We start from the raw sequence: 9,647 nt of genomic DNA on the forward strand, positions 1-9,647 counted from the left end.
CACCCCTGCCCGCCGCGGGCGGGCGGGCGCCCAGCCCCTCGTAGCGCGCCCCCGCCCGCGCCCCCGCTGGCCGCGGCCCCCACCCCGCCGATGCCTCGGAAGTCCCCCGTCCCCCAGCGCCCCCCGTGCTGCTGCTGGAGCAGCGCCTGCGCAAGGAGGCCCAGCGCCGCCCCCTGATCAAGGTGGAGGAGCCCTGGTGATCACGAACATCCCCTCACGCCTGATGTGCGCTGGCACGGGCCTGTCGCGACTGTGCTGGCTGCTGCTGATCCCCCTGCTCGCCTTCCCGGCGCTGGCCGCGCCCCCACGGGCCGAGCTGCTGCCGGGGGCGAGCGAGCGCGACTGGCTGCTCATCATCGAGGCCGACGGGGTGCTGCACGATGACGCGCTCGACCTCCAGCCTCTGCTGCGCCAGTTTGCGGTGGGGCGGGTCAGCATCAGCCGCGCCAGCACCCAGATCAGCGACCTGACCCGCTGGCAGATCCCCCTGCACCTGCTGGACACCAGCCCGAGCCGGGTGCCGCCCCTCGCCCTCGGGGCCGGGCTTACCCCAGAACTGGCCGTGCCGACCGGCACCCAGACGGGCTCGGCGGCCACCCTGGTGCCTCGGCAGGATCGGATCTTCTCTCCCGTCGAGCTCCAGGCCCAGGTACTGCATCAGGGCCCGCTCTACCCGGGTCAGCCCTTCATCTATCAGCTGACCCTGTGGCTGCCGGCCAACCTGGACACCCCCAACCTCGGCGAGCCCATCGCGCCCCCCTTCACCATTCGCCGCCTCGGCGACGATCGCTGGGAGTCCCCTGCGAGCCCCGGCCTGCCGGGGCGTCTCACGCGAAAATGGCTGCTGCAGGCCAAAGCTCCCGGGCTCCATCCCGTCGAATCCCCCCGCTTTCAGGGGCGCTTGCCGCATCAGGACGAGGCTGGTGCGACCGCGCCGGGGAAGGCGGGAGATCTGCTGTCCGCCAGAGCGGCGACCCTCTTTATCAAGGTGGACAAGGCCCCCCTGGAGCCGGTGGCGAGCAGTCTGGTGCTGCGCCAGCACTTCAGCCCGGCGAGGGCCAGGGTCGGTGAGCCGGTGATCCGCACCCTCACCCTGGTGATGGAAGGGGGGGATGGCAACCGCCTGCCTCCCCTGCCGGCACCGCCCCTGCCCGCCGGCCTCTCCATGAAGCCGGACGGCGAGCAGCAGCAGGAGCGTTTCGTGGCCGAGGGGGCGCTGCGCGTCGAGCGCCAATGGCGCCAGGCCCTGACGGCCGGGGCGGCGGGCCGTTATGAGTTGCCGGCCCAGAGCCTGCGCTGGTTCAGCACCCAAAGCGGGCGCATCGAAGAGGTGCGGCTGCCGGCCCACACCCTGGTATTCGAAGAGGGGGCGAGCGAGGAGGTAGACACTGGGCCGGGCTCCTCCCCGGACAGCCTCCACTGGGTGGGATGGGCACTCCTGCTGCGCGCCTTGTGGCGGCGCGGGCCACGCTGGCTCGCCTTCTATCGCCTGCAGCGTGCCCTTGCCGCCCGTGCGCCGGACGCGGCCAGACAGGCCCTGCTGGCCTGGGCATCGCTGCGCTGGGGGGCCCCCTGCCAGCACCTTGTCAGCCTGCCCTGCCATCGGGATCCCGTCATGGGCCCCCTGCTCGATGCGCTGGATCGGGCCTGTTTCGGCCCGCCCGGGGGAGACATGCCCCACTGGCAGGCCCTCGCCCGGGGGCTGTGCGCCCGGGAAACTTTTGCGATAGCCTATGGTCTTGGCACGCTGGCGTGGCGACGCTTCTGATGCCTGCCACGAGCCACTCATGAACAAGGACACCCCTTCATGGCGTTAGGTTTTTTTAGAAAAAAAAATGCGGGAACGGGAAAGGATCCCTCGAATAGTCCGGTCTATCAGGAGATGGCAGACAAACAAATCAAATACGAGGCCCTGGTGCACGCCCTGCACGGGGACATCTACCGCTACGCCTACTGGCTGTGCCGGGATCCGCAAGTGGCCGAAGACCTGGTGCAGGAGACCTTCCTGCGCGCCTGGAAGGCGATCGACACCCTGCAAGACGACAAGGCCGCCAAGGCGTGGCTCATCACCATCTTGCGGCGGGAGAATGCCCGGCGCTTCGAGCGCAAGCAGTTCGACCTCATCGATCTCGACGAGCATCCCCAGAGCGATCCGGACGCGCTGCACAACGAGCAGGAGATGGAGCACGAGTGGCTGAGGCGCCACATCGCCCGCCTGCCCGCCGAATATCAGGAGCCCCTGCTGTTGCAGGTGCTGGGAGGATTCAGCGGTGAGGAGATCGCCGAACAACTCGGCCTGAACAAGAACACCGTCATGACGCGGCTGTTTCGGGCCCGCAACCAGATAAAAGAGGCCATGGAGTCTGCGGCTCAACAGAGAGGACACACCAATGGATGAGCTTGAATTTCGCCGCCGGGCCATCACCCATCCTTCGGACAAGGACCCCGCCTTCCTCGAGGCGGCAGAGATGTCTCCTGCCAATCGCAAGCACCTGGAGGAGATGAAGCAGCTGGATCGCACGCTGCGCCGCACCCTGGAGGTGGAGGTGCCGACCGGACTGGCCGAGCGGATCCTGCTCAGGCAGGCGATGGAGGCAAATGACGAGGTGGTGGTTCCCCTTCCTCCCCCGGCCCCGCGCACCGGCTGGCGATCTGTCGCCATCGCGGCCTCGGTCGCCTTCCTGCTCGGCATGGGAACCCGCTGGATAAGCTGGCCCCCGGCCGTGGAGCCCCTCTCCCTGGCCCAGATCGCCATGGCCCACGTCTACGGGGAGGAACCCTTCATCCACAATGTGGACGAGAAGGTGAGCCTGCAGACCATCAACGCCAAGATGGAGAAATATGGCGCCACCCTGACGGACATGCCGGGCATGAAGGTCACCTATGTCAATCACTGTGCCTTCTATCAGGGGCCGGCACTGCACATGGTGATCCAGGGCAAGATGGGGCCGGTCACCCTGTTCCTGGTGCCCAAGCATCTGCCACTGGCGATCCAGCCCGATTTCGCCGATGGCCGGCTCAAGGGGGAGATATTGCCGCTCAAAGGAGCCAACATGGTGCTTATCGGCGACATGCAGGAGTCACTCGCCCCGGTCGCCCGCCAGCTGGAGTCCCGCCTGCAGTGGTCCATTTAACAGATCTTAACCCCGGCTGACCCGGTCCGGCCGCTCGCCATGCCACAGGCAGACACCTTAGTTGTCTGCCTGTTCATCTCAAAATCCCCGCACGTTCCTGCTCATTGCCCACTCGAACTCACATTTCTGCCAATTTTTTTGAATGACACAAACGAAACCTTTTGTATCTTATTTATCCAATAATGGATAAAACAGACCAATAAAGCGGCTGATTCAAACAAATGATTAACATAATGGAAACTTTTATGTATTCTGCTGCCACTGGTCTGATTTCTTACCTCCTACCAGATCCATAGAATCACGCCAGAAATGTATGGGAAGAAGCTGACATAACAACAGATCTTGTCGTCTACAGGGGCCAAAGAGCCCGGATGTCGACAAAAAATCTGCTTACAAAACGAGAGAACACTATGACGACTGCCTTTTTCAAGAAAAGCCTGATCGCTGCGGCCGTGGCCCTGGCCAGCACCCAGACCTTCGCCGCCGCGTTCCAGCTGAACGAGCACTCGGCCTCCGGTCTGGGCCGTGCCTATGCAGGTGAAGCCGCCATCGCCGACAACGCGGCCGTGCTGTCCCGCAACCCCGCCGCCATGACCACCTTCGACAAGATGGCAGTGTCCGTGTCCGGTACCTATATCAGGCCCGACGTGGATGTGTCTGGCGACATCTATGCCGGCCCCAACAAGCTGACCCCGGCCAGCGAGAGCAACATCGCTCCCGATGCCTTCGTGCCAGCCAGCTATTTCATCCAGCCCCTGAACGATCAGTGGGCATGGGGGATCGGTCTCTTCTCCAACTACGGTCTCTCCACCGAGTACACCAAGACCTTCGCGGCCGGTGCCGGTGCCGGTGATACCGAGCTGCTGACCCTGAACATCAACCCCAACATCGCCTACCGCGTCAACTCCAACTTCAGCGTGGGCGCCGGCATCAACGCCGTCTACGCCGAGGCCGAGCTGAACCGCTATGCGGGTGCCCTGGCTGCCGCCATCCCGGGCGCCAACGCCGATACCCGCCTGGCACATTTGAAGGGCGATACCTGGGGCTTTGGCTGGAACGTCGGCACCCTGTATGAATTCAACGAGAACAACCGCCTCGCCCTGACCTACCGCTCCCAGGTGGACTTGAGCTTTGACGGCGACTTCCAGGGTGCCACCTCCGGCAACCGTGTCGTCGACGGCAACCTGAAGCTGGATCTCCCCGCCCAGGCCGAGTTTGCCGGTTACCACCGCCTGAACCAGCAGTTCGCGGTGCACTACTCCGTCAACTGGACCGACTGGAGTGCCTTCCAGGAGCTCAAGGCCACCAGCAACGCCTGCGCCAACGGTGTCTGCCTGCAGAAAGACGAGAAGTTCAAGGATTCCGCCCGTTACTCCCTGGGTGGCACCTGGTACGTCAACCCGTCCTGGGAAGCCCGCATCGGCTTCGCCTACGACAACAGCCCGATCGAGCCGGAATACCGCAGCCTGAGCATCCCCGACTCCGACCGTATCTGGTACAGCGCCGGCGCGACCTACCACATCAACCCGGACATGAGCGTCGATTTCGGCATGGCCTATCTGGACGGCAAGGAAGTGGACGTGAACGAAGGCCTGCGCAGCCACAGCGATGCGCTGCGCTGGAAGGGCACCTCCCACGGCAACGCCCTGCTGGCTTCCGCCCAGTTCAACATGAAATTCTGATTTTCATGTCATCGAAAAGAGCGCCCCCGGGCGCTCTTTTTTTATCCTGACGACCCTTCTCAGCGCACACCTGTAGCAAACAAGTGTACTCTTTTCGTTTTTTATCAACCTGTTACAGACATACCTTTCAGCATTTAATCCCGTTTTCCCCGCCCAGACCCCGCCCCGGTTGCCTTACTGGTCGTACCATATAAAATCCCGCCCCCAACCGAAAAATAGAATGAACACCCAGTTCATCCCGAGGAAAAACCATGCATTCGACCATCAAACCTTCCCTCATCGCCCTGGCGCTGCTCTCTGGTCACGCCCAGGGGGCCGGCTTCCAGCTGGCGGAGCAATCCGCCACCGGCCTTGGGCGCGCCTTCGCAGGCGAAGCAGCCATCGCCGACAATGCCAGCGTGCTCGCTCGCAACGCCGCCGCCATGACCCGCTTCGAGCGCACCGCCTTCTCCGGTGGCGTCATCCATATCCGGCCCGACGTCAACATCGAAGGCTCGACCCGGGTGCCCACCGCCCTGGGGCCGGTGGCGCTCGACGCCAGCGCCCACGACATCGCCGACAATGCCTGGGTGCCCAACGCCTACCTCGTCCTCCCGCTCAATGAGCAGTGGTGGCTGGGCCTGTCGGCGACCTCCTACTATGGCCTCGGCGTCCAGATGCCGGACAACTACAACGCCGGCCACTTCGGCAACGTCTCCGACATCAAGACGGTGGATCTCGGGGCTTCCCTTGCGTATCGCGTCAACCAGCACTGGTCCGTGGGCGGCGGGCTCGGCGCCATCCACGGCGAGGGAGAAGTGGGGGGCACCTTCCCCTCCAACAACAAGATTGCCAAGCACCTCAAGGGGGATGGCTGGGCCCTTGGCTGGCACCTGGGTACCCTGCTGACCCTCTCGGAGGCAACCCGCATAGGCCTCTCCTATCGCCACGACGTGAACCTGACCCTCTCCGGTGACGCCGTCGGCACCGATCTGCAGGGACGCACCTTCACCGACACCGGCAGTCTGGATCTGCCCCTGCCCGCCACCGCCGAGCTGGCCCTGTTCCATCAGCTGACCCCGGCCCTGGCGCTGCATTCGAGCATAAACTGGACCAACTGGAGCAAGTTCGTGCAACTGGAATCCGGGCTCGATCACCACGGCACCATGCACATCAAGGACGAGCACTGGCAGGACAGCTGGCGCTACGCCGTCGGCCTGACCTATCGGCTGACCCCCCAATGGCAACTGCGCTCCGGGATGGCCTACGATCGCAGCCCGGTGCCCGCCGATCGCCGTACCATCTCCATTCCGGATTCCGACCGGATCTGGTATAGCGCCGGCGTGGGCTACCAGATCGATCGCAACCTCTCCCTGGATCTGGGACTCACCATGATCGATGGCAAGCAGGTCGAGGTGCACGAGACCATGCAGCTCAAGCCCGGCATACCGCAGACCACCTCCACCTTCCGGGGCACTTCGGAAGGGGATGCCTGGCTCGCCGGTCTGCAGCTCAACTACCTCTTCTGATCCAGGGCTCTGCGCCACGGCACTCTGCCAGTTGTTGACCGCATCGACCCGCTCGACACTGGCATAGTGATCCGCTTCACCATAGAATCAAACCTGCCCTCATGGTGGAGAGATGCATGTATTCCTATGTAGCCAGGCAGCCCATTCTGGATCGGGACTTGAAAACCCAAGCCTATGAACTGCTGTTTCGCGACAGCCTGGACAACGTCTTTCCACCCATCTCCGCACAGCAGGCCACCTCCCGACTGGTGGCCGAACAATTCGTGCAGCAGAACATCGATCAACTGCTGGGGGATCACCCCTGCTTCATCAATTTCCCCTACTCCCTGCTGCTGGACGGTCTGGCCGAGTGCCTGCCCCGGGACAAGGTCGTCATCGAGATCCTGGAGGACGTCGACCCCGATGACGCCCTGCTGGCCAAGGTGATCCAGCTCTACGAGCTGGGCTATCGCCTGGCGCTGGACGACTTCACCCTGGTCTATGCCTGGGAGCGGTTTCTGCCCTATATCCACATCATCAAGTTCGACTTGCGCAGCACCTCCATCTCCAGCATCGAACGCTTCATGGCGAGTCACCGCCACCTGCCCCTCACCTATCTCGCCGAGAAGGTGGAGGACGAGGCCGAGTTCGAGCGGATGAAGCAGCTCGGGGTCCAGCTGTTCCAGGGCTTCTTCTTCAGCCATCCCCAGATCGTGCAGCAGGCCGCCATGCCGCCGGCCCAGCTGGTGGTGATGCAGCTGCTCAAGGTGGTCAACCAGGCCGAGCCGGATCTGGACAAGATAGAGTTGCTGCTCAACCAGGATCTCTCTCTCTCGTTCAAGCTGTTGCGCTACATCAACCACCTCAAGGGTTTTCCCCAGCCCATCGCCTCGTTTCGCCAGGCCGCGAGCGCGCTGGGCCATGTTCAGCTCAAGCGCCTGGTGGCCCTCATCGCCGCCACCAGCGCCGGCCACGACAAGAGCGCCGAGCTCCATCAGATGTCCCTCGTCCGGGCCCGGTTCTGCGAGCTGCTGGCCCAGACCCATGCCCCGGCCCAGCAGGCCCAGCAGGCCTTTACCACCGGGCTCTTCTCCCTCCTGGACGTCTTGATGGGACAACCCCTGGAGCAGCTGCTCGGCTCCCTCCCCCTGACAGACGAGGTGCGCACCGCCCTGCTGGAGCGCAAGGGCAACCTCGGGTTCTACCTCACCTTCTGCGAGGCTTACGAGCAGGCCGACTGGCAGCGGATCGCCGCCAATACCGCCCGCCTGGGGCTCAACGAGGAGAAGGTCAGCCACCTCTATCTAACCGCGACCACCTGGGTCAACCAGCAGCTTGAGGCCATGGAGGGCGAGTCAGGCCCCCCATAAAAGAAAACGCCCCTCCAGGAGGGGCGTTCATGCCGGTTACGCGGACACCGGGCCCGTGCGTCAATCCACCTCGATGGCCATGGCCGTCGCCTCGCCACCCCCGATGCACAGGCTCGCCACCCCCCGTTTCAGTCCACGGGTCCGCAGGGCGTGAGTCAGGGTCACCAGGATGCGGGCGCCGCTGGCCCCGAGGGGATGGCCCAGCGCGCAGGCGCCGCCATTGACGTTCAGCTTCTGATGGGGGATCTGGCACCCCGCCATGGCCAGCATGCTCACCATGGCGAAGGCCTCGTTCACTTCGAACAGGTCCACCTCCTCCACCGACCAGCCCACCCGGGCCAGCAACTTCTCGATGGCACCGACGGGGGCACTGGTAAATGCCGCCGGCAGGGCGGCATGGCTCTGGTAGCCCACCACCCTGGCCAGCACCGGCGCCCCCAGACGCCTGGCCGTGTCGGCCCGCATCAGCACCAGGGCCGCCGCCCCGTCCGAGATGGAGCTGGCATTGGCTGCGGTGATGGTACCTGTCTTGCTGAAGGCCGGCTTGAGGGTGGGTATCTTGTCGGGCCTCGCCTTCCCCGGTTGTTCATCCTCCGCCAGCAGCAGGGTCTGCGCCGCCATCACCGGGGTCAGCTCGGCCCCGAAGGCACCGCTCTGCTGAGCCGCCAGGGCCCGCTCCAGGGAGGCGATGGCGAAGGCATCCATGTCGGCACGGGTCAGTCCGGCCTTATCGGCACTCAGCTGGGCGTAGTGGCCCATCAGGTGCCCCTCGTAGGCATCCTGCAAACCGTCCAGGAACATGTGATCCAGCACGGTCGAATGGCCCATGCGAAAACCACTGCGCGCCTTGTCCAGCAGATAGGGGGCGCGGCTCATGCTCTCCATGCCCCCCGCCACCACCACCTCGACCTCCTCCAGGCGCAGGGCATCCGCCGCCAGCATGACTGCCTTCATGCCGGAGCCGCACACCTTGTTGAGGGTGGTGCAGGGCACGCTATCCGGCAGGCCGGCCTTGAGCGCCGCCTGACGGGCCGGCGCTTGCCCGACCCCGGCGCTGAGCACGTTGCCCAGATAGACCTCATCGACCCGCTCCCCGCCGATGCCCGCCGCCGCCAAGGCGGCGCGAATGGCACAGGCGCCGAGCTCGGGCGCACTCTGGGAACTCAGGGCCCCCTGGAACGCCCCCATGGGGGTACGCTTGGCCGCCACAATCACGATATCCATCGATAGCACTCTCCTTGTTACTTTGGGATAACATATGCCGCCGCCGCCACCGGAACAAGACTTGCGGGGAAGTTGACGTTTGGGTAAGGTGCCAGCCTGCATTGACAACCAGATGACAGCCAAGACAGCCCTATGACCAAATCCAAGGATGACACCCGTACCTTCAGCATCAGCGAGCTGGCCCGTGAGTTCGATGTGACCACCCGCAGCATCCGCTTCTACGAGGATCAGGGGCTGCTGAACCCGACCCGCCAGGGGCAGACCCNNGGGAGCAGCAGAAAAAGAAAGAGGGAGGCATGATGCCTCCCTCTTCTATTGGTGACGGAAGACCCGGTCTCAGGCCTCTTTGCTCCAGCGGTCCGGATCGTAATCCGGGCTGTAGCGGTCGACGATGATGGCACAAGCCGCGTCGCCGGTGATGTTCAGCGCGGTCCGTATCATGTCGAACAGACGATCCAGCGCGAACAAGAGCGGCAGACCCTCGATGGGAATACCGGCAGCCAGCAGCACGGCAACCACCAGGAAGCTCGGACCCGGTACACCCGCCTGACCGATGGCACCCAGGGTGGAGGTGACGATGATCGCCGCCCAGGCACCCATGGAGAGATCGATGTTGTAGACCTGGGCGAAGAAGATGGCGACCAGACCGTAATAGATGGCGTTGCCGCTCATGTTGATGGTGGCGCCCAGCGGCAGCACGAAGGAAGCGGTGGCGTTGGTCACCTTCAGATCATGCTCGCAGGTCTCCAT

8 protein-coding genes and 1 pseudogene are annotated in these 9,647 nt (G+C 64.3%); 7 read left to right on the plus strand and 2 right to left on the minus strand.

What is annotated here, in order from left to right; translation table 11 throughout:
• Positions 1-223 precede the first annotated feature (223 nt).
• The 6 genes from BN1136_RS12185 (at position 224) to BN1136_RS12210 (ending at position 7,673) form a co-directional block, all read left to right on the plus strand.
• A complete protein-coding gene (locus tag BN1136_RS12185; RefSeq protein WP_043808559.1) occupies positions 224-1,768 on the plus strand; it encodes a BatD family protein in 1,545 nt (514 codons plus the stop codon).
• A 39-nt stretch (positions 1,769-1,807) separates the two neighbouring features.
• Positions 1,808-2,398: a sigma-70 family RNA polymerase sigma factor gene (locus tag BN1136_RS12190; RefSeq protein WP_082034992.1), complete on the plus strand. Its 591-nt coding sequence runs from the start codon at positions 1,808-1,810 to the stop codon at positions 2,396-2,398.
• Positions 2,391-3,134, plus strand: a complete 744-nt coding sequence (locus BN1136_RS12195; RefSeq protein ID WP_043760694.1) for a DUF3379 domain-containing protein — start codon at positions 2,391-2,393, stop codon at positions 3,132-3,134. The genes BN1136_RS12190 and BN1136_RS12195 overlap by 8 nt, the downstream gene beginning before the upstream one ends.
• A gap of 410 nt (positions 3,135-3,544) precedes the next feature.
• Positions 3,545-4,816 carry an outer membrane protein transport protein gene (locus BN1136_RS12200; RefSeq protein WP_043760697.1) on the plus strand — a complete coding sequence of 424 codons (1,272 nt, stop codon included), beginning with the start codon at positions 3,545-3,547 and terminating at the stop codon, positions 4,814-4,816.
• 251 nt (positions 4,817-5,067) lie between these two features.
• Positions 5,068-6,324 carry an outer membrane protein transport protein gene (locus BN1136_RS12205; RefSeq protein ID WP_043760700.1) on the plus strand — a complete coding sequence of 419 codons (1,257 nt, stop codon included), beginning with the start codon at positions 5,068-5,070 and terminating at the stop codon, positions 6,322-6,324.
• A 116-nt stretch (positions 6,325-6,440) separates the two neighbouring features.
• A complete protein-coding gene (locus BN1136_RS12210; RefSeq protein ID WP_043760703.1) occupies positions 6,441-7,673 on the plus strand; it encodes an EAL and HDOD domain-containing protein in 1,233 nt (410 codons plus the stop codon).
• A 60-nt stretch (positions 7,674-7,733) separates the two neighbouring features.
• Here the strand turns inward: BN1136_RS12210 and BN1136_RS12215 are convergent, their stop codons facing one another.
• Entirely contained in the window at positions 7,734-8,897 is a 1,164-nt protein-coding gene (locus BN1136_RS12215; RefSeq protein WP_043760706.1) for a thiolase family protein, read from the minus strand.
• A gap of 132 nt (positions 8,898-9,029) precedes the next feature.
• Here BN1136_RS12215 and BN1136_RS12220 point away from each other — a divergent pair.
• Positions 9,030-9,179, plus strand: a pseudogene (locus BN1136_RS12220) (MerR family DNA-binding transcriptional regulator); the annotation flags it as partial.
• 54 nt (positions 9,180-9,233) lie between these two features.
• Here the strand turns inward: BN1136_RS12220 and BN1136_RS12225 are convergent.
• Positions 9,234-9,647: dicarboxylate/amino acid:cation symporter (locus BN1136_RS12225; RefSeq protein WP_043808561.1), on the minus strand; the 414-nt coding region annotated here is incomplete at its 5' end.

This window comes from Aeromonas taiwanensis (assembly GCF_000820165.1).
GTDB lineage: Bacteria > Pseudomonadota > Gammaproteobacteria > Enterobacterales > Aeromonadaceae > Aeromonas > Aeromonas taiwanensis.

Excerpts from the sequence above, each read along its gene's own strand:
- BN1136_RS12185 (WP_043808559.1), top strand. The coding sequence starts at position 224 with ATGTGCGCTGGCACGGGCCTGTCGCGACTGTGCTGGCTGCTGCTGATC.
- BN1136_RS12190 (WP_082034992.1), top strand. The coding sequence starts at position 1,808 with ATGGCGTTAGGTTTTTTTAGAAAAAAAAATGCGGGAACGGGAAAGGAT.
- BN1136_RS12195 (WP_043760694.1), top strand. The coding sequence starts at position 2,391 with ATGGATGAGCTTGAATTTCGCCGCCGGGCCATCACCCATCCTTCGGAC.
- BN1136_RS12200 (WP_043760697.1), top strand. The coding sequence starts at position 3,545 with ATGACGACTGCCTTTTTCAAGAAAAGCCTGATCGCTGCGGCCGTGGCC.
- BN1136_RS12205 (WP_043760700.1), top strand. The coding sequence starts at position 5,068 with ATGCATTCGACCATCAAACCTTCCCTCATCGCCCTGGCGCTGCTCTCT.
- BN1136_RS12210 (WP_043760703.1), top strand. The coding sequence starts at position 6,441 with ATGTATTCCTATGTAGCCAGGCAGCCCATTCTGGATCGGGACTTGAAA.
- BN1136_RS12215 (WP_043760706.1), bottom strand. The coding sequence starts at position 8,897 with ATGGATATCGTGATTGTGGCGGCCAAGCGTACCCCCATGGGGGCGTTC.